At 44.0% G+C, this 17,677-nt stretch carries 13 protein-coding genes and 4 pseudogenes; 3 read left to right on the top strand and 14 right to left on the bottom strand.

The features are described from left to right. Positions 1-7: 7 nt before the first annotated feature. From QFZ80_RS16015 to QFZ80_RS39070, 4 genes are all read right to left on the bottom strand, one after another. Positions 8-340: a hypothetical protein gene (locus tag QFZ80_RS16015; protein WP_307559949.1), complete on the bottom strand. Its 333-nt coding sequence runs from the start codon at positions 338-340 to the stop codon at positions 8-10. Positions 341-706: 366 nt separating this feature from the next. Beyond that, positions 707-1,423: a hypothetical protein gene (locus QFZ80_RS16010; protein ID WP_307559947.1), complete on the bottom strand. Its 717-nt coding sequence runs from the start codon at positions 1,421-1,423 to the stop codon at positions 707-709. 348 nt (positions 1,424-1,771) lie between these two features. Then, the gene (locus QFZ80_RS16005; protein WP_307559945.1) at positions 1,772-2,554 is read right to left on the bottom strand and encodes a class I SAM-dependent methyltransferase; all 783 of its coding nucleotides are present in this window, start codon (positions 2,552-2,554) and stop codon (positions 1,772-1,774) included. A gap of 579 nt (positions 2,555-3,133) precedes the next feature. Further along, positions 3,134-3,637, bottom strand: coding sequence for a CBO0543 family protein (locus QFZ80_RS39070; RefSeq protein WP_373460101.1), 504 nt, complete (start codon positions 3,635-3,637; stop codon positions 3,134-3,136). A 383-nt stretch (positions 3,638-4,020) separates the two neighbouring features. Here QFZ80_RS39070 and QFZ80_RS16000 point away from each other — a divergent pair, with 383 nt between their 5' ends. Continuing rightward, positions 4,021-5,238 carry an IS110 family RNA-guided transposase gene (locus QFZ80_RS16000; RefSeq protein WP_307559943.1) on the top strand — a complete coding sequence of 406 codons (1,218 nt, stop codon included), beginning with the start codon at positions 4,021-4,023 and terminating at the stop codon, positions 5,236-5,238. A 407-nt stretch (positions 5,239-5,645) separates the two neighbouring features. On the opposite strand, the pseudogene QFZ80_RS15995 reads toward QFZ80_RS16000, so the two are convergent. The 3 genes and pseudogenes from QFZ80_RS15995 to QFZ80_RS15985 all read right to left on the bottom strand — a co-directional run. Further along, positions 5,646-6,096, bottom strand: a pseudogene (locus tag QFZ80_RS15995) (family 43 glycosylhydrolase); the annotation flags it as partial. A 15-nt stretch (positions 6,097-6,111) separates the two neighbouring features. Beyond that, a complete protein-coding gene (locus QFZ80_RS15990) occupies positions 6,112-8,094 on the bottom strand; it encodes a YjhG/YagF family D-xylonate dehydratase (protein WP_307559941.1) in 1,983 nt (660 codons plus the stop codon). A gap of 46 nt (positions 8,095-8,140) precedes the next feature. Continuing rightward, positions 8,141-8,299 (bottom strand): annotated as a pseudogene (locus QFZ80_RS15985) (aldehyde dehydrogenase family protein); the annotation flags it as partial. Positions 8,300-8,714: 415 nt separating this feature from the next. Between QFZ80_RS15985 and QFZ80_RS15980 the strand changes: the two are divergent. Then, positions 8,715-9,119, top strand: a complete 405-nt coding sequence (locus QFZ80_RS15980; RefSeq protein ID WP_307559938.1) for a sensor histidine kinase — start codon at positions 8,715-8,717, stop codon at positions 9,117-9,119. A 143-nt stretch (positions 9,120-9,262) separates the two neighbouring features. Here QFZ80_RS15980 and QFZ80_RS15975 read toward each other — a convergent pair whose 3' ends face one another. The 5 genes and pseudogenes from QFZ80_RS15975 to QFZ80_RS15960 form a co-directional block, all read right to left on the bottom strand. Then, the gene (locus tag QFZ80_RS15975) at positions 9,263-10,708 is read right to left on the bottom strand and encodes a DUF5605 domain-containing protein (RefSeq protein ID WP_307559936.1); all 1,446 of its coding nucleotides are present in this window, start codon (positions 10,706-10,708) and stop codon (positions 9,263-9,265) included. Between the two features lie 131 nt (positions 10,709-10,839). Next, positions 10,840-11,306: pseudogene (locus tag QFZ80_RS39065) on the bottom strand (beta-galactosidase small subunit). 155 nt (positions 11,307-11,461) lie between these two features. Continuing rightward, a complete protein-coding gene (locus QFZ80_RS15970) occupies positions 11,462-12,550 on the bottom strand; it encodes a Gfo/Idh/MocA family protein (RefSeq protein WP_307559934.1) in 1,089 nt (362 codons plus the stop codon). 123 nt (positions 12,551-12,673) lie between these two features. After that, entirely contained in the window at positions 12,674-13,678 is a 1,005-nt protein-coding gene (locus QFZ80_RS15965; protein WP_307559932.1) for a hypothetical protein, read from the bottom strand. A gap of 710 nt (positions 13,679-14,388) precedes the next feature. Next, positions 14,389-14,619: pseudogene (locus tag QFZ80_RS15960) on the bottom strand (transposase); the annotation flags it as partial. A 123-nt stretch (positions 14,620-14,742) separates the two neighbouring features. Between QFZ80_RS15960 and QFZ80_RS15955 the strand changes: the two are divergent. Beyond that, positions 14,743-14,913 (top strand): hypothetical protein, encoded by a 171-nt coding sequence (locus tag QFZ80_RS15955; RefSeq protein ID WP_307559930.1) that lies wholly within the window; start codon positions 14,743-14,745, stop codon positions 14,911-14,913. On the opposite strand, the gene QFZ80_RS15950 is transcribed toward QFZ80_RS15955, so the two are convergent. After that, on the bottom strand, positions 14,905-15,579 hold the full coding sequence (locus QFZ80_RS15950; protein ID WP_307559928.1) for a hypothetical protein: 675 nt from the start codon (positions 15,577-15,579) through the stop codon (positions 14,905-14,907). The genes QFZ80_RS15955 and QFZ80_RS15950 overlap by 9 nt on opposite strands. Positions 15,580-15,640: 61 nt before the next feature. Further along, positions 15,641-17,503 carry a glycoside hydrolase family 5 protein gene (locus QFZ80_RS15945; RefSeq protein WP_307559927.1) on the bottom strand — a complete coding sequence of 621 codons (1,863 nt, stop codon included), beginning with the start codon at positions 17,501-17,503 and terminating at the stop codon, positions 15,641-15,643. Positions 17,504-17,677: the final 174 nt, after the last annotated feature.

Below are 17,677 nucleotides of genomic sequence, written 5' to 3'. Positions count from 1 at the left end.
AATATCTTTATATATACTTTTGATAAAAACCAAAGTTTGTCCAATACTCAATTTTATCTACAATTGCTTTTGTATTCCTACTTTCAAAACTCTCTAATGGTTTTTCCCAATTATAATCCTTAATTAATAATAGTTTAAATGTACCGTTTTGATCGCTATCTGGATACCAACCCAAGTCGAGAATAAGATTATAGTTACTATTGGTAAGTTGCAATAAATCTTCAACAAAATATTTACCAAAATCATTGCAACTATCAGGTTCGCATTCATAAAAGTTATTACATTCTACTGCCCATCCTCCCAGTAATCTTAATGGTTGAAGTTCATATGGTTTATTCATAAACTACACCTCTTTTTAATTCTTCCACTATCCTGCCAGTTACTTCAAATGAAAAAGAGCAACTGCCGGCTGATATGCTCCATTATTTTTTAACTAACGTTCTCCGCTAGTTTAATCCTCCTTGCTTATTCTTTCCAGTGCTTCTTCAATGGTTTCATACTTAATGTTATCGTATTCCCAACTCAAATAGCGGTTAATGTCTAGAGCCACTTCTCTCCATGTTGAACGAACCGAATCTCTTAAGACTGTATTTATTTGTTCTTCGAATGCAGCATGATGGTAAAGAAAAAATAAAAGCCTGATTGATCCTTAACGAAGGAAAAACCGGGATTTATATGAGAAAAATGTCTTAATGATGGATAAAGTTTAATTGCCCTTTTTAGTTGCCTCAGGTGTAACTGGTGCTGGAATTTCTTTTGGTGAGATTTTTGAAGTGTCAAAAACTGAGTCATTGTCACTCTCAATACTATATTCCTCTGTACTAACTAATTCCTCACTTCCATCAACTACTTGATATGTTTCTTTCTTTTTTGGGAATGATGTCTTAGAATCTGTGTAGACTTTCACTACATTATTTTCATTGTTGTCCTTTTTTACTTGCTTAAAAACAATTACCTGTTCTTTAGTTTTTACACTTTCATCAAAAGTCCATGATTGTTGATCGAGATCTTTTTTTATTTCACCCAACAAAGAGGCCTTTAATAATCCCTTATTTTCTTCAGCAATATCCTTTGGTAATGTCCAAGTATATGCTTCCCGTTTTCCATTAATCTCAGGGCCAACAACTATTACCCTTTCCCCAGCCTTGTCCACAATGGTCTTCTTTATTAAAGAACCATCAGACCTATATTCTATCGAAACTTCTCTCGATCCTTTAACATCTCTGTAATGATCCGTTTTACTAAATTTTGAAGTCGTTTTAATGTGTTCAACACCGCTTACCTTTAATTTATCAAGTGCTTTAGAAGCAATCTCATTAGCATTTGCTTCAACTTGTGTATTTCCACCAAAAAATCCGATATAAATTGCGCTTAATATGCCAACCGAAGCGATACTTGAAACAAGTATATATTTTTCGTTCAATTTAGTGTCCTCCTTTTATTAATTAATAATCATATGCATTCATATGCCAACCATTCATGTGTACTAAGCCGGAACTAGGCGCCCCGGCCGAGCATAGCGTGCGGATCAGTGGGTGCATTGCAGACGCCGGCGCCGATGACGGTCACTTCTCGGCCTGCCAGTGAATGATTATATGTCAACAAAAGCAGGATTTATAAGTATAAATATCACCAAATTTAATATACCACATTTTGGAAGTATACTGCCCGTTACTTGAGAAAAGGCAACCAATCCACCTGGACCGTTTGCCTTTTCATATTGTTATTAAGCTATAGTTTCCGTTAGTTGAGCGAATGAATTTGTTGGGTTTCACTTAATATTTTTCTTTGCATGGAACAAAACAACTACTTGAGGTTTTATAAGAGTACCACCATGTTCTTCAATCGCTGCTATGATTTCACCAAACAATTCAAATCGCACATCTTCGGGAATTAGTCTATGTCTGGAATTAGTGTTTAATAACGAGATATATTCATTTGCAGTATAGCTGTGGTTACAATTGTATTGCTTTACTTCCAATTCCTTAAACAACCCATCCTTTAGAGTTAAAACTGACCTTTCATCAATAATTTTTTCAATAGTTGGGTTTTTCGAATCATCTAATTGAGGTGCATATCGCTTGTAACTTTCTCTGATTCGATTAGAAACATCATCATAAGATGGAACATGGACGGTCCAAAAAAATGCTATAGAACCTTCATCGCTGAGCAAGTCGAAGACCTTACGATAGCCATCTTCTTGTGGCTGAATAAAGTGAAAGGCTGTACCTGATATAGCCAAGTCAAAGCTACTTTTTTCACTTTTCCAAGTTTCAAATGGAGAATTGATTATGTTAACATTTGGGTTGTTTCTAAATTTTTCACGAGTAAATTCAGCTAGATTTTGACCTAATTCAATGCAAGTCAAATTATCAAAGCCTAACTCAACAAAACCTTTCGTTGCCTGACCTGTACCGCAACCAATCTCAAGTATGGAATCGCCCTCCTTGATAGCCGCAAACTCAAAGATATCAGTAAATAACTGTTCAGGATAGCTTGGTCTGTACTTATCGTATTCTTCTGCAATTTCATTAAAAGTGTTTTTTCTTTCCATTTCAAAAACCTCCCATATTACCCCAAAGTTCGATTATGCCAATAATAGTGAATTACTGTTTTGGCTTCAAGGGATAGGATTAATAAAACAATTCTGCCCTTTAGCTTAATCAAGCAAGTCAATCTAAAACTTTATTTTCTGAGAGCCATATTACCCTTATTGATTCAAAATATTAGGAAAAGGGTAAACATACGATAAGTGGGAAGTGGTATTAAAAAACAGCGAAAACGGAATTCAATTTTAGTTTTCGAAAGGTTGTTGATTCACCATGAAAACACGAAGAAGGATAAAAAGATCGAGATTTCTGCTTCGATACTTTTTGAGTAAGACTTAGCATTAGAAGTGCATTTTTGAAATAAACCGCTTCCCACTATAAGAGGACTCTGCGATATAATTCGCGGGGTCCTCGCTTTTATGATGTTATCAATCAATTTCTCCTTTGTTATTAAGCTACCTAAGCTAACCTGCCAGCTATCTTAATAAAATGAGCAGGCCACCGCAGTGCCTGCTCATCTAATGTGTGTTATTCAAATATCGTTTCGCGTTAGTTCAATAATTAAGAAAACATATCAATGACTATCAAATATAATTGAAGAAAATCAAGTAAAGACAAGTGCAGACAGCACTTAGTGGGATTGCCCATAAGTAATTAACATAGTGGATTCTCATCATAATAAACATATTGACGTCAAAGAACGCTGACCACCCAATACTCCAACCATGAGAATAAGTCATTCGCCCGAATTTCCAACCAATCCATTCGACAATACTAAAAATGAAAACCCATTTTATAATATGAAAGATTTGTTTCTTCAAATGCGTTGGATACGTGGATAAGAAAGTAAAGGTAGTCATTGGAAAGATTATTAATACGTACATAAAGTAAGTCGCCATATGATTTAAAACAAAATCCTCTTGTAATCTCCATAAATGATATTTATCTAATGCAAAAATCTTATACAAAAAATCACAAGCAATAACGTAAAGTAATGTAGGGTAATATCGTTTGAAATTTTTCCAATCACCCCAACGAATAGCGGCAAGAACTGCCCATAAAGCAAGTGCAATGTGAATATTAATCACTTCCTAAAATGCCTAATTTATAAAAGTTAATATTCACCATTCTTAAATTTATATGTACCAAGAATGAGGAAACATACAATACTATTTAATTATGCACTTATTGAGCATTTCTGCCCGTTAGTCATTCATGCAGCGCAAAAATCGCGCTGCACCACAGATGATGAAAATGAAGAAAAAAGATTAAAATCGTCAATACTGCTACTACGGCTGGGAGAGGAAGGTCGATGAACTATGGTGCCTTTGAGCCCATCCGTTAGTCTGACTCCACCGACCACGGTGCATCACAGAATGTCGCTCCTTCGGGAAGCACTCATGGTAGATTAATCCTATTTTGGTTGTTGCACCAGCCCCCAATATTCAAAGCCGTAGAAAGGACTATTTCAATGGATATACTCATTGAGCGCGCATGTGGCATGGATGTTCATAAGGATTCCATTACTGCATGTACAATGACACCTGAAGGAAAGGAGATTCAGACGTTTTCTACTAAAACCGTATTTCTAATCCAGTTAATTGACTGGATTAAAAAGCATGGTTGTACCCACGTAGCGATGGAGAGTACAGGCATATTCTGGAAACCAATTGTTAACCTACTAGAAGCTGAAGATATTGAATTTTTAGTTGTAAATGCCCAGCATATGAAAGCTCTACCAGGACGGAAAACGGATGTCAAAGACGCAGAATGGATCGCCCAACTTCTTCGCCATGGACTTCTGAAAGCGAGTTTCATTCCAAACCGAATTCAACGAGAATTACGTGAGCTCGTTCGTTATCGCCGAAGCATCATTGAAGAACGTGCCAGGCAACATAATCGGATTCAAAAAGTGCTAGAGGGAGCAAACATCAAACTGGGCTCTGTGGTTTCAGATATTATGGGGGTCTCGTCTAAGGACATGCTTAACGCCATCGCAGACGGTGAAGAAGATCCTGAGAAATTAGCAAGCTTCGCTCGGCGCACTATGAAAAAAAAAAAAGATGAACTCGAACTCGCTCTTCGAGGATACGTAAATCCTCATCAACGCATGATGCTTAAAACCATTTTAACCCACATCGACTTTCTCACCGAACAAATTGCAATGTTAGATCAAGAGGTTGCCCAGAGAGTTATTTCAGATCAGGAAGACATAGAGCGATTAGATTCTATACCTGGAATTGCCACTCGAATGGCTGAACAAATCTTAGCTGAAATAGGAACAAATATTAAAAACCAGTTTCCAAGTGCGGCTCACTTTTGTTCTTGGGCAGCACTTGTGCCTGGACATAATGAGAGCGCAGGCAAAAGAAAGTCTTCTAAAGGAAAGAAAGGAAACAAATATTTAAAATCTGCATTAACAGAAGCCGCACATTCCGTAGGTGCCTCTAAAAACTATCTTGGTGCTATGTATAGGCGAACATTAGCACGAAAAGGTAGGAAAAGAGCAGCCATTGTAGTGGCCCATGCCATGCTAAGAATCGCTTATTATCTGTTGACAAGAAAAGAAATGTATGTAGACTTAGGTGAAGATTACTATGATAAACAAAAGCTTGGAGCTATTGTACGGAATTCGGTTCGAAGACTTGAGACCTTAGGCTACAACGTTACAATCTCGGAAGTCTCTTGATCTACGGATCACCAAAATCCTAGGCGCTGCAGATTTTTTAAAAAATGAATGAGCCGCGTTTTCTTTAGTGATGTCTTTTTCTTCGACTGCCTGCTTTTTAATTTTCATGGTAGTTCAATCTTAGGTATCCTTTCCGAGGTATTTCCATATCCACCTCATTCACTCCACACCATCTGTCGGGAATGAGATAATGTTCTTGTCACCCGACATCCGACTTGTTATTTTTTGTTGTCGGAAAAAAAATCTAACGACACAAATGTTCCTACATAAACGCGCTTATTTACTTTTAAAACAAACATTTACTTTTCTTAATAAAAATACAAAAAAAGGTTGATCTACGTTGCATCGGTAGATCAACCTTTTATTATATGATTTGTGAATTGCTCGTATTTTTGAACAGGTCTTACTTTATTCCCGTCCCAAAGCATATTGACGAGCCACTTGCGCCCATCATCGTCGTGAAACAAAGACGGATCGAATCCACTACTGTTTAGGTAAATAGGCTCTGACCAATGCCCACTAATATCTGTAGCTGTTACCAAATAGTTATGGGTATCCTTGAAAGCTCCAATTCTGCTTTTTACATCCGTGTAGATCAAATAATAAACACCGTTATGATAACTTAAACATGGCGCCCAGATTCCACCGGAATCCAAGTTGCCTTCCATATTTATTTGAGACTTTCTTGATAGTGGGTGACGAAGCAGCTGCCAATGTATAAGATCCTTTGAATGATGAATTTGAACACTGGGAAACCATTCAAACGTGGATGTGGCAATATAGTAATTATCATCTACCCTAAGAATAGAAGGAACAGGGATTGAATCCGGGCAAAATTGGGTTCGTAATATGGGTCATCTCATCATTCCCCTCCTAATTGTTCTGCACAGCCAATGCTTTTGTACCTGCTTCTAATACAGCGAGAATTCGATCCACATCATAAACACTCCCTGCCCAGGTTCCACCGCTGACAGACTGTAAGGCAGCCCATAAACGAGTATCTGCTGGTAGTTTTTCGTCTGAGGCGAGCTCTGGGTGAGGGTCGCGGGCAGCAAGCACACGGGCTCCTTCTTCTGGGGGCAGCAATTTGCCACCATCGCCTAGAAAATGGATGCTGCCTTCCAAACGATTTCGGTCAACTACGATGTCGATTGTATCTCCATCCCGCAGTTTACCAATCGGACCGCCAGCTAGCGCTTCAGGTCCAACATGACCGATGCAGGCACCTGTGGATACGCCCGAAAACCGGGCGTCGGTAATTAAGGATACGTATTTGCCGAACGGCAAATGCTTTAGTGCTGAGGTTAATTGATAGGTCTCCTCCATCCCGGTACCCAATGGTCCGCGCCCAATCAACACCATAATATCTCCGGCTTGAATGCCGCCTTTCTTTATTGCCGAGATAGCCGCTTTCTCCGAGGTAAACACCTTGGCATTGCCCCGATGACGGTATACCCCATCCTCTCCAATAGTTGACGGGTCAATCGCCGTCGATTTAATCACCGAACCTTCCGGAGCCAGATTCCCAGTAGGAAACGTAACCGTCGAGGTCAACCCCCTTTCTTTGGCACGTTCTGGACTCATAATTACGTAGTCCGGATCGATGCCATCCATTTCCATAAGCAGACTTCTCATTCGTTGACGGCGCTCGCTCGTTTCCCACCAATCCAATACAGTACCCAGCGTTTCACCGGTTACGGTCAACGCATTTTCTTTCAGTACCCCCAAACGTCGGAGATGCAGCATCACTTCCGGTACCCCTCCGGCCAAAAACACGCACACAGTCGGATGATATTCCGGACCATTCGGCAATACGCTGACTAGCCTTGGTACGGCTTTATTGATACGAATCCAATCTTGAACAGACGGAATGGGCAGCCCTGCCGAATGAGCGAAAGCAGGGATATGCAGCAGTAAATTGGTCGATCCGCCGAAGGCCGCATGAACAACCATCGCATTGTGGATGGACGCTTCGGTCAATATATCCTTCATCCGGATTCCCTTTTCCTCTAGCGTCATCATCGCGCGGGCCGACTGCCTGGCCATCTCTTCCCATACGGGCTGTCCTGATGGTGCAAGCGCAGCGTGAGGCACCGTCATGCCCATAGCCTCTGCAATAACCTGCGAAGTAGCTGCCGTTCCAAGAAACTGGCAGCCTCCGCCCGGTGTGGCACAAGCTCGGCAGCCGAGGTCGGCAGCATCTTCTAGGCTGATTTCGCCATTAGCATACCTTGCACCTATAGTTTGGATTTTCCCGGCATCTTCGCCCTCCGTGGGAGGTAATGTCACTCCGCCGGGCACAATTACGCAAGGGAGTTCGTGCATCCCGGCGAGAGCAATCATCATGGCAGGCAGTCCCTTGTCGCAGGTCGCCACACCGAGCACTCCTTTGCGAGTAGGCAAGGAGCGGATAAGTCGCCGGAAAACGATCGCTGCATCGTTGCGGTAAGGAAGAGAGTCAAACATGCCTTCCGTGCCCTGGGACCTACCGTCGCAAGGGTCGCTCACATATCCGGCGAAAGGAACCCCTCCGCTTTCTGTGATCACCTCTGCAGCAGCCTGCGTCAGCAGGCCAACCTCCCAGTGACCGGTATGATAGCCGAGCGCAACTGGACTCCCGTCTTCCTTACGTATGCCTCCTTGCGTGCTTAACAACAGATACTGTTTACCCTTCAGGCGAGACGGTTTCCACCCCATCCCAACATTTTGGGTAAGTCCGAACAATTCTCCGCTTGGAGCATCCAATAACATTTCTTTTGTTAGTGGCAGTGAGCCTTTTGGGCCCTGCGTATGCGTACGGATTGTAAACAAATCGTTATTTTCATTTGCCATAATCGATTTTAATTGCTCTGTCATCAACCCTCACCCTTCCGAATTAGGTTTCATAGCAAAAGTGATACGCTTACGCTTTGAGAAATACCGTTTTTATCGATGTGTAAAATTCAATGGCCGCCTGGCCTTGCTCGCGCGAATGAGAGCTAGACTGCTTCATTCCGCCGAACGGAGCCTGCAGCTCCACCCCGGCTGTCTCGGAATTAATTCTTACTAAACCGGCGTCCATAATTAGTTAATCTATTATTCATTTGTTTCATCATCCACAAATACTCATATGGGTACATTACATGCTCTTTTGTTCCTTCTAAATATCCTTGTTTTTTAAATTGCTCCCAAACCTCTGCTGTCTGAAGTGTCCAATATGTAGACATCTATACCCCCATGAAAGCTATTGCTGCAATATTACCTGATATCACCTATATTAGTAACCAGACCTTACCGATATACCCCAAACTCTTTTCGAAGTTGTGCATATAAATTGTTATAGGCCGTTTGACAGCTATGCAAGGCATGTCCCCACATTTCTAAAGTACGATTCCCGGCAGCTTTCCCTCCTGCAATATTAAAAGCCGCGAATTGCGTCTCCAAACTACCAATAGCCTTAATCATTTCAAAGCGTCAAATTGTTTGTTAATGAGCAATTGTTTTATTCCGAAGAGAATGTCAACCTGTTTAATCTGCAGAAAGCACGTCAGACCTATTGGTTCAAGCGGTTGATGGACAGCGGCAAAGGGATTCTATGGGTCCCCAGCTCTTACTTCACTGATCAGGATCCAAACGGCAAGAGTTTCTTGGCGGTTCTCCAAGGGGATATCGTGATTATCGTTTCTGATGATGGCGAAGGGATGTCTCCGGATATCGTATCGAAACTGCTCACGAATGATCTCAACAATCGAACGAGAGGAAGCGGATACGGCCTGCGAAACATTAATGAGCGGATCCATCTGTTTTATGGTCCGGGTTATGGACTTGCTTTTGATAGCAAACCAGGAATAGGTACGGCTGTTACAATCCGCATACCTGTACAGAAAATGCAAAATGTATAGAGGATCGGAAAACCAGGCAGACCAATTGTTCTTGCGCATGAAGCCGGCATCATTAAGAACGATTCGTCAACCTTAAGATCTGCAAGTTCCGTTGATCCCACAAAAAGCACTCATCCCTTGGGGCGTGAGTGCTCTGTTATTTGTTATGTTTTTTGTATTCTTAGTGCAATATATTGCTTTCCGGGAAGCTCCACGTTGCTGTTTGCATCATAAATTCCTTCTAGTGGAGTGACCGTCATCTCCCACGTATTGATAATTTCGATTTTATACTTTCTATCCTTCGTGAGTTCTAAGTACTTTACTGCAGGCCTGTGAATTCCAAAGTACACCAAATAATACTCTCCTTCTTTACCTATGCAGGGACTGTTTTCCCAGTGAGGCTGAAAGGTTACGGGTTCGCGGTATTCTCTGGGCACGCTCTCCATGATTTCTTTCATGAAAGCGATTCTATCAGGGCTTTGACCGTGCAGCTCCCCACCCTTTGACCACCATAAGATTTCATCCGGATGAACATAGGTCTCTCCGTGTCCCACATATCCGCCGCTCAAAAAACCCTCCCAGAATCTGCGCGTCATTTCCTGCTCTGTTACATTGCCCCATACATAGCCGAGGTTCCCTTCATAGGCACATTCGTCCACGACCACCGGTTTATTGTATTGTTCTCTCCACTGAAGAATGCCCCTCAGATTAGAGTTCTGGACGCTTACATGGGTGAGCAAAGAATGGTTGTGGTCATAGAACGGTCCGCAGTTATGAATCGAACGAAGATGATCGTAAGGATCGTACTCCGCCACAGTTTGTATGATCACGTCCCAGTCATCTATACTCATATTCCCCATGAGATCATATTCGTTGGCCATGGACCACCATATGTTTCGGAAAGCCGACAAACGAGCGATCAGGTAACGCAGATATCTGATATTGACTTCCATGCCCATCTTATCAAAGCCCCATCTGCCATTATCATAAGGGTGGAACAGGATGATATCCGCTTCGATTCCAAGATTTCTAAGATCATCCACTCTCTTTTCGAAATGCCGGAAAAATTCGGGGTTGAATCTCGTAAAGTTCCAACCCTCTTCCCTGGAACCTTCAAAGGGATACGATAAAGGATCGTTATTATTATAAAGGTAATGCTTCGGAAACACACACATTCTCATTTTGTTAAAAGGAGCCTTTTTGAGCGTCCTAAGCGTTAACTCTTCAAGTTCATCCCCTTGATGCGTCCATACGTAGCAGGTTGTTCCTACAGAATCGTGAGGTGTGCCGTCGGCGTAAGCAAAATGATAGGTATCACTCACTTTCACCGGACCATGATTGCCCTCAGCAGGCGCGACGCATTCGAATTCACCAGACAATCCCTTCAATTCCGAAAGGTTGCCGCTTGTCTCATAGGTCCATACTCCCTGTTCGCCTGGCATAAATCTGACCTTATAAGTCCCGGCACCATCATAGAATCCCGGCACTTCAATACTTCTTTCACGTTGCTTGAATGTGGCGCTGAAAGTTACATCCGTAAAAGGATTTCCTTCCGCAGGTCCTTTTACGCTGAGTTCAAACATGTCCCATTGTTCTACTTTACGGTTCATCCTCTTTACTCCTTCCTTTTTAGATATGCTATGGTATCGCCAGTTCGGCTGCGATGGGACATCCTGTGGTATTGGTTAAACCCTTCTAACGTTAACCCCTTTATAGCGGACTCTAGGGCGGTACCGTAAGTTTACTCGATGATCTCCAATGTCATCCTGTAACTATAGATCCCTTTTTTAATTTTGTATTCATCATGAATATTTTTGCTCCAACCATCCTCACCGCCAAGACCTGTATGTTTGTAATCGATAGATAAACCGCATCGGATTTGCCAAGTTCACCTTCATAAGCGGCATTGTCATACTGTTTAATGCTGTGATGATGAATATCAAAATGGAAGTGACCTTCTGCAGTAATTTTTACTTGACGATGATCTGAGGATACATATGGATAACGGGCATCTTCCTTGCCGCCGCATTCAACTGGAACGATATATGGTACATGTTGTTGTGCAACGGTGCTTTCATAAATACCGACTAATGCCGAAGATTTACGGTCTGCGTAGTTTTCCCATGGCCCGCGTCCATACCACTTGATATGATTCCAAGTTACAGGAAATTTGAAGCTTAAACCATGCCTTTGCTGCCCACAGCATATTTTGTGCGTGTTTCAATACATCCATGATAAAGACAATGAACTTGAATGATAATGGAAGCAGATGCTGAATAAACCTGGATATTTTGGATCTCTTTATGATGGGCATCGGAGTGCTTCTGGGCAACTCCCCTTGCAAGATTCCACGTTGTTCGGCTTTAGACCGTAAGTCCGATGGGAAGCAGAGTCGGTTTCTCGCAGGTACTCTTCATAAAATAATGGGTTTCTTGGACGGAAGCATCGTGGAAACCATGCATTGCCTCCAACACGTGGAAAGCCATCTCCCCGTTCGCGCGGCACTTACGTCCAGTTGCGATCGCTTTCACCATGTCAGCCGCACCAATTCCGCGCGAGTTCTCGGAGTAACCGTGCGTGAGCGGGATTTCCGACCACACCTGCCCGCCCGCCCTTTGAATGATCACCGGTCCTCCGAAAGTATTCGGATCCGGAACAATTAGCGTTCCTTGACTACCGTACACCTCGATGCGCGGAAGTTGGGTACCGCCTTTCACGTCGAAGCTGGTCAATATCGTTCCGATCGGGCCAGAAGCGAACTCCATGACGCCGGCGATATGTGTCGGAGTTTCCACAAGAATCTTTTGCCCGACGTTCGGCCCGCTTCCGATCGTCCGCTCCGGGAAGGAAATATTCGTCATACCGGTTACTTTTTTAATCGGTCCCAGCAGTGCGATGAGTGCAGTCAAGTAATATGGCCCCATGTCGAACATCGGTCCGCCGCCGGATTTATAGAAAAACTCTGGATTTGGGTGCCAGCCTTCCGGCCCATCGCCCACCATGAACGCCGTTGCGCCAATCGGAGTGCCGATCCAGCCGTCCTCAATTAGCTTTATGCAAGTTTGGATACCCCCGCCCAAGAACGTATCTGGAGCGCAGCCTACCGAAAGTCCTTTGCTTTTCGCCAAATCGAGCACTCTTCGTCCATCTTCACGTGTTACCGCCAGAGGCTTTTCTACAAAGACGTGTTTGCCCGCTTCCAACGCTTGAAGACTGACATCCGCGTGAGCCTGCGGAACCGTCAGATTGATGATGAGCTTGATATCCGGATCGCTCAGTATTTCGGAAACAGAGTACGCCTTGACCCCGTGTTCCGCAGCTTTCGCTTTCGCGCGCTCGATGTCCAGGTCCGCACAAGCGACGATATCCATCGATTCGAAGCGCTTTCCGTTATGAAAGTAAGCGTTACTGATGTTTCCCGTTCCGATAATGCCGACTTTTATTTTCTCCATTTTCGATATCCCCTTAGTATGTTGGTTGGTCATAAAATAATTAACCACGCTGAGCTGACAGCGATCCGGCTTTACTGCTACCACATTGTTGTTTCGTTCCATCCCATTACACATCTCGGTACTCTATTGGTTTATCAAGGTATCCTGCCGTCCAAGCGCTCTACGAATGCTGGTTTCAAGCGGAGAGTAATAAGCTGTACTATCTCTGTTTAGGTTCAGTCTTTCTCTCAAAGGTGTCGTACGGTTGCACATGAACCGAGGAATGCCGTTCAAGTTTTGCGATGAAGCATGGTACAGGAACGGGTGACAAAGAACCACGTCACCAGGTCCGCCGGTCGTCTCCAGGACACACAGCGTAACGCCATTGGCATCGACATAGTCATTATTCATGAACTTGTCGAGCCGCTCCTGGGCGAACGCTTCGGAGTTCTTCCCTTCCGTGCCTCCGGCATCTTGTAATTCCATGTCCGCATAGATGTCTCCGCCCTCCTTGTTTGCCCTGCGTTCGGCACCGGTCAGTTCGCGCAGGTACGGATGCTCGCGGTTTAGCACGCGAATCGCTTCGCCGAGCTCCATTCCTTCCGGGTGGCGTTCCAAGAACCGGGAGACAACCTTATGCGAGCCTTCGACGATAAATGTTCCGCCGCCCTGATGGGCAATGTCGGAGAACAGGCACAGGCACAGCAGTCCCTGATCCGGGCTGTCGATGTAATGTCTGAAGTGGACTCCGTCCCAATGCCAGCCGTTTACCGGAACCGTCCACGGCTGGTCGGCGTTTAGGGAAAAGTTGACTGGCCACCAGCCGAACGCGCTCAGCTGCTCCGTCTCTCCGAATACGGAGCGGTTCGCCCAACGGCCGTGTCCAATCAGATCCTCGATGGCGTCGCCAAGCCGCGCAGTATTGCAACGGGCGAAGTCCGGGGTCAGGAACACTTCGTTGATCTGTACCATCGGTTCCGTCCACGTCGTCCGATCGTCACGGCGTACACCACTGCGCTTTTCCACCTCCGTCCACAAATATTCTTGCGCCGCGAGTGCGTCTTCACGGGCATAAGCACCTTCCAGCTTAACCCAGCCCTTCTCGATAAAAAGCTCGACCTGCTCATTCGTCAGCACTTTGTAAGACATCGTCAAAGTCCTCCCTATATCGTGATATGTAGCGTTTTTGATAGAACTTTTTATTCTCCTAATCTCATTCGGCCAAGATACATGCCGATTTCCGCTCTCGCGCCAATAACTTTCTCTCTATATACCAGATCGAGCGGCGCGCGGTCGGTCTAAGCATCCAACTCGAATGAACTTCATTAGAAGGCGATTCCGTCAATAACTTCACATCAGCGTTTTGTTTCGTGACAAGTTAGCAACGATTAGTTTTTCCTCCGGTGTACTCCTAACTTTCTTATTGGGTTTCTTCGTGCTTCTATTATGCCGGGATGGGAACTGTGTGCCTACCCGATTATGTTTCTATTTAGCCAATAATATTGTACTACCGTCTGACTTACGTTGATGGAGCAACATCCGGTCGCTATTCGTCCCGCTCAGTGTAATGAATAGGAATATGACTTGTCGGCATACAAAGTGATTCCGGATCGGGTTTTGCGTCCAAGCAATCAATCGCGCCGACGCTTGCGAATCTAGGCAATTTCTTTTTATGCCTTCAGCTTTTTTGCCGATATTACAAGCCGCTTATAAATATACTCGGTATTGCCTGATTACTGTCATTTTATTACCAATACTATGTTGCCTCTACCGTTACGCCGACTTCGGAATGACACTTTGACGACTTATTCTTTATTCCAGAGTAAAGGGCTATTTCAGCCCCTCCGGGTAAAATATAGTTAGGCTTCCTTTAGCGCATGAGTTCGGTACTGTACCGGGCTCATGCGTTTTAGTTTTGCCTTTATTCGCTTGTGGTTGTAATAGTGGATATATTGATCAAGTTCTACTTTGAATTGCTCAATGCTATCAAATTCTTCTGTATATAAAAACTCGGATTTTAGGATCCCAAAGAAATTCTCCATAACAGCATTGTCGTAACAGTTCCCTTTACGTGACATGCTTTGTGTTATATGCAACGGAAGGGTTCATGGTAAGGGCATTCGATCCGAATCCACAAGCATATGATACCGGAGACACGGCATCGAACTCGGCTCTGAGCTGAAACACCTTCAGCAAAGAAGGAATGGACTTCGGTGAATTTCAAGAGCGAAGCCTATAAAAATTTTGCAGACACCATGTTCCGCTGGCAGAAAGACGGCATTATCCCGAAGAACGCATTGTCACAAAAAGAAAAATCATATCAGTTGTTTGAGGCAGGGAAATCCGCGGTGGCTATCTCGTCGCTCGATCAGATTTCAAAGTGACCGTAAATTAAGCATCCTAATTTGATTATCACTAGTTGATCCCAGAGACTCTGCTTCGAAACCTGATAACCCAAAAACGAGTTGATCCCATTGCTGAAGTGTCCTTGAGGCAAATAACGATTCCAAGTTCCACTTATCGTGATGGCCTGAAACTTCGAAATAGTCCATGCCGAGTTCCCTCATCCTTGGCGTGATACTCTTTGTTAAAAAGTGATCAAGCTCGTTGATAAAAGCATAATTGTTGTGGTCACCAATAAGGTAAAATCCCTTCATTCCCTTGCTCCAAATTAAAGCAGTCCTTGGTGAGTCCATTTGATCGTGAACGGATCTCGGTCGGAATTCGGACGGAATGTCTGTAAAATTCCCGCCTGCAGGAATATACTTCATGCATTCCTTGGTTTCCGGATCAGGCTTCGAGTAATCCTGTTGATTCGGCAAACTCCATAGCAGATATTTCAATTTCTCTCTTACCGTTACATGGTTGCTCTTCTTATGATTCGGACTAGGCAGGCAGCTGAGTATTGCGACATCTATCGGCAGTTGATGGATGAACAAGCCGTACGAGATATGGCCACGATCCAGCAGAAGAACACCATTGGCGAGTACCACTTTTGGACACAAGAATCTGTTGTCTTTTCCATGCTGGACTACACATAATATAGACATTTTACCTGAAATACCTCCGAACCACTCCGGTCGGAGGTATCCAGTTCCTGAAGATGCTTATTTATTTTCCTGACTGATCATGGGGAACCGTAACGGTGACATCTGCTTCCGTAACATTCCCTGCTTGATCTATCGCTTTATAAGTTATTGTATAAACTAGAGGCTCTTTACCTTTTGCTTTTTTGGCCAACAGCTTGAATTCCGTATCGAATGTGCCGAAATCGGCTTCTTGTACCATGGATTCATAGCTGCCAACGGCTACGCTCGGCGTAATGGACAGCAATTCCACCTGAGAGAGCTCATCCCCGGTTTCAACGGTTGCCGTTACCTTGACCAAACGGTTGTTGGCCGGCCACAATGTTTCCTTATCCAGGACAACATTCAGAACAGGAGCAACCGTATCTATGGTCAAGCTTCTGTACGCCCACTCCGACCAGGCGCCCCGATTATCCTTCGCACGAACCCTGATCGACCAATCTCCGTCCGCCAATCCATTCAAGGTGTATGAACCGGATGCGCCCGCCAGTTCGCCGCTGTCCACATCAACCGTCTCCCAATCGTTGCTGGAAGCTTGAACCTGATAGGCGGCTTGAACATCCGCATCGTCGGCGTCAAGGAACGTCCAGTTAATTTGCGGACTATTCAGATTGATTGCCTGGCCATCCTGATACGAGGTGATCGAGGCGGTTGGAGCCGAATTCGCCTTGACAGCCATAAGCTGCTCAAGCAGCACCTTATCATTCATTTCAAATATATCTCGGTTGTAATGTAGATTTGTAACATCCCATAAAACCGGGGTAATTCCTCGGGAATATGCGGCACTGTTCACCGACGAAAGATAGAGCCGTATCATTTCTTGCGTCTTATTTTTTGTAGCTACACCAAACTCCCCCATGATAACGGGGATACCATTGTCGATGAAACGTGTTTTCACCATATCCATGAGCCTGTTTAGCTCGGCGAAGTCTTCATCTGTTCCCCACTCCGTACGCGCTGTTCCCCAACTCACATCCTCTTCTATGAGGGCGAATGTTACAGGAGTGTAATAATGGACCGATACTGCACAGCGATTTTGAGGATCGTTTGGCAGCTTATAGAGTTCATCAACGGTCTTCTCAAAATCGGTTACATAACCGCCAACCAACAGATGTCGCCGTTCATTGTTGCCTCCAGAACCACGTACAATATCTACAAATGTCTGATTGATCTCGTTTAGCAACGCATAGGCTTCTTCCCTGCCGCCGACTTTGGCTTCGGTACCGCTGTGAAAGTCATATAAATCAGGCCATATGCCTTCTTCATTGAAAGACTCGAACATCAGATGATCGTCATAGTTTTTAAAAGCTTCTGTCAGTTGTGTCCATATGCGTGTATATTTGTACATAGTTTCTTCTTTTTCTGACGGAAATTTCTCAAACCAGCCGCCGTCCCAATGAATATTCAGAATAACATACATACCGCTATCCAGTGCCCAATCCACAACTTCTTTTGCCCGGGCCAGATAACTAGGATTGATTGTGTAATCCTCGCCCATCATATTTGACCACGCTACGGGAATTCGAAGGACGCCAAAACCTTCGTTTGCATAACCTTTAATCATTTCCTCCGTAATAACGGGACTGCCCCAGGCAGTTTCATAATTTGTAACACTGGTGCCATTAATCCAGCTGCCTGTGGCTTCAAGCGTGTTGCCCAAATTAATGCCGATTCCCATTTCTTTGACAAGCTCCATTGTTGTGATCTCTCGCATTTCGGCCGTTGCTTCGCTTCCGGTCGAATCCTCTGCGAATGCCTTATCGGGGATCGCCGTCAACGAAGAGCCCATGCTTACTGTCAACGCGGCGGCCATCAGCAGAAGTGAAGCTGACTTACATAAGGAAATGATTGATTTGGTGAATCCACGCGACTTTTTACTTGTTTTCATCAACTAGTCTCCTTTATTAATTTTTCTTTGAAAGCGTATAGATTTCTGCTTTCTGATTGATTATAAGTCATCGTTTGATTATTAAGTACCCTTCATATTATATAGAATAGCACGATAAAGACATGAAAAAACGGCGTATTTTTAAGCAACTCCCATTCAATACCATGCCAAGAA

The sequence above is a fragment of the Paenibacillus sp. V4I7 genome, assembly GCF_030817275.1.
Lineage (GTDB): Bacteria > Bacillota > Bacilli > Paenibacillales > NBRC-103111 > Paenibacillus_E.
Note: the sequence above shows the minus strand (reverse complement) of the source record. Positions and strands in the feature narration are given on the sequence as shown.

Bases quoted from the DNA above. Each gene is read 5' to 3' on its own strand.
- QFZ80_RS16015 (WP_307559949.1), bottom strand. From the start codon at position 340: ATGAATAAACCATATGAACTTCAACCATTAAGATTACTGGGAGGATGG.
- QFZ80_RS16005 (WP_307559945.1), bottom strand. From the start codon at position 2,554: ATGGAAAGAAAAAACACTTTTAATGAAATTGCAGAAGAATACGATAAG.
- QFZ80_RS16000 (WP_307559943.1), top strand. From the start codon at position 4,021: ATGGATATACTCATTGAGCGCGCATGTGGCATGGATGTTCATAAGGAT.
- QFZ80_RS15990 (WP_307559941.1), bottom strand. From the start codon at position 8,094: ATGACAGAGCAATTAAAATCGATTATGGCAAATGAAAATAACGATTTG.
- QFZ80_RS15975 (WP_307559936.1), bottom strand. From the start codon at position 10,708: ATGAACCGTAAAGTAGAACAATGGGACATGTTTGAACTCAGCGTAAAA.
- QFZ80_RS15970 (WP_307559934.1), bottom strand. From the start codon at position 12,550: ATGGAGAAAATAAAAGTCGGCATTATCGGAACGGGAAACATCAGTAAC.
- QFZ80_RS15965 (WP_307559932.1), bottom strand. From the start codon at position 13,678: ATGTCTTACAAAGTGCTGACGAATGAGCAGGTCGAGCTTTTTATCGAG.
- QFZ80_RS15950 (WP_307559928.1), bottom strand. From the start codon at position 15,579: ATGTCTATATTATGTGTAGTCCAGCATGGAAAAGACAACAGATTCTTG.
- QFZ80_RS15945 (WP_307559927.1), bottom strand. From the start codon at position 17,503: ATGAAAACAAGTAAAAAGTCGCGTGGATTCACCAAATCAATCATTTCC.